Raw genomic sequence first — 1,895 nt, 5'->3', positions numbered from 1 at the left:
CGAGAGCTTCTTCCTTCGCACCATGTCAAATGTTCCACCCATGAGCTCCCAGCGAGAAACGAACGTCCTCGATCTGGGTTCTGGACTCCGAAGAGTCAGATGCTCCTTAGAAAGGAGGTGATCCAGCCGCACCTTCCGGTACGGCTACCTTGTTACGACTTAGTCCTAATTACCGATCCCACCTTCGACGGCTCCCTCCACAAGGGTTAGGCCACCGGCTTCAGGTGTTACCGACTTTCATGACTTGACGGGCGGTGTGTACAAGACCCGGGAACGTATTCACCGCAGCGTTGCTGATCTGCGATTACTAGCGACTCCGACTTCATGAGGTCGAGTTGCAGACCTCAATCCGAACTGGGACCGGCTTTTTGGGATTCGCTCCACCTCGCGGTATTGCAGCCCTTTGTACCGGCCATTGTAGCATGCGTGAAGCCCAAGACATAAGGGGCATGATGATTTGACGTCATCCCCACCTTCCTCCGAGTTGACCCCGGCAGTATCCCATGAGTTCCCACCATTACGTGCTGGCAACATAGAACGAGGGTTGCGCTCGTTGCGGGACTTAACCCAACATCTCACGACACGAGCTGACGACAACCATGCACCACCTGTTTACGAGTGTCCAAAGAGTTGACCATTTCTGGCCCGTTCTCGTATATGTCAAGCCTTGGTAAGGTTCTTCGCGTTGCATCGAATTAATCCGCATGCTCCGCCGCTTGTGCGGGTCCCCGTCAATTCCTTTGAGTTTTAGCCTTGCGGCCGTACTCCCCAGGCGGGGAACTTAATGCGTTAGCTGCGTCACGGAATCCGTGGAATGGACCCCACAACTAGTTCCCAACGTTTACGGGGTGGACTACCAGGGTATCTAAGCCTGTTTGCTCCCCACCCTTTCGCTCCTCAGCGTCAGTTACGGCCCAGAGATCTGCCTTCGCCATCGGTGTTCCTCCTGATATCTGCGCATTCCACCGCTACACCAGGAATTCCAATCTCCCCTACCGCACTCTAGTCTGCCCGTACCCACTGCAGGCCGGAGGTTGAGCCTCCGGATTTCACAGCAGACGCGACAAACCGCCTACGAGCTCTTTACGCCCAATAATTCCGGATAACGCTTGCGCCCTACGTATTACCGCGGCTGCTGGCACGTAGTTAGCCGGCGCTTTTTCTGCAGGTACCGTCACTTTCGCTTCTTCCCTGCTAAAAGAGGTTTACAACCCGAAGGCCGTCATCCCTCACGCGGCGTTGCTGCATCAGGCTTGCGCCCATTGTGCAATATTCCCCACTGCTGCCTCCCGTAGGAGTCTGGGCCGTGTCTCAGTCCCAGTGTGGCCGGTCACCCTCTCAGGCCGGCTACCCGTCGACGCCTTGGTGAGCCATTACCTCACCAACAAGCTGATAGGCCGCGAGCCCATCCCCAACCAATAAATCTTTCCAGTAACTGACCATGCGGTCGCTACTCGTATCCAGTATTAGACGCCGTTTCCAGCGCTTATCCCAGAGTCAGGGGCAGGTTGCTCACGTGTTACTCACCCGTTCGCCACTGATCCCACAGAGCAAGCTCCGTGTTCACCGTTCGACTTGCATGTGTTAAGCACGCCGCCAGCGTTCATCCTGAGCCAGGATCAAACTCTCCGTAAAAAAGAAATGCATACGACACCGGGAAAACGGTGACGCAGCGAGTTTGATGCTGACCAAAGAGACAAATTCATTGCTGACTTCATCCGAATGCCAACCCCCCGAAAGGAGTTGGTCTTTGATCCAAAGGAATTCTCACCCAGCCGAAGCTAGACGAGGATAATTTGGCATTTGACAAGTGCACGCTGTTGAGTTCTCAAGGATCGGATGCTCCCACGACCCAGTCATCACAACCAGGCCCGAAGGGCAACTTCTCTATCTTA

Annotated in this window: 1 rRNA gene; it reads right to left on the bottom strand. The window is 54.9% G+C overall.

Features of this window, described 5'->3' with window-relative positions:
* Positions 1-110: 110 nt before the first annotated feature.
* A 16S ribosomal RNA gene (locus tag QMA07_RS16925) occupies positions 111-1,635 on the bottom strand.
* Positions 1,636-1,895: the final 260 nt, after the last annotated feature.

Source organism: Microbacterium sp. APC 3901, assembly GCF_030407765.1.
Classification (GTDB): Bacteria; Actinomycetota; Actinomycetes; order Actinomycetales; family Microbacteriaceae; genus Microbacterium.
The sequence above is the reverse complement of the archived record's forward strand: the minus strand, read 5'-3'. Positions and strand labels throughout refer to the sequence as shown.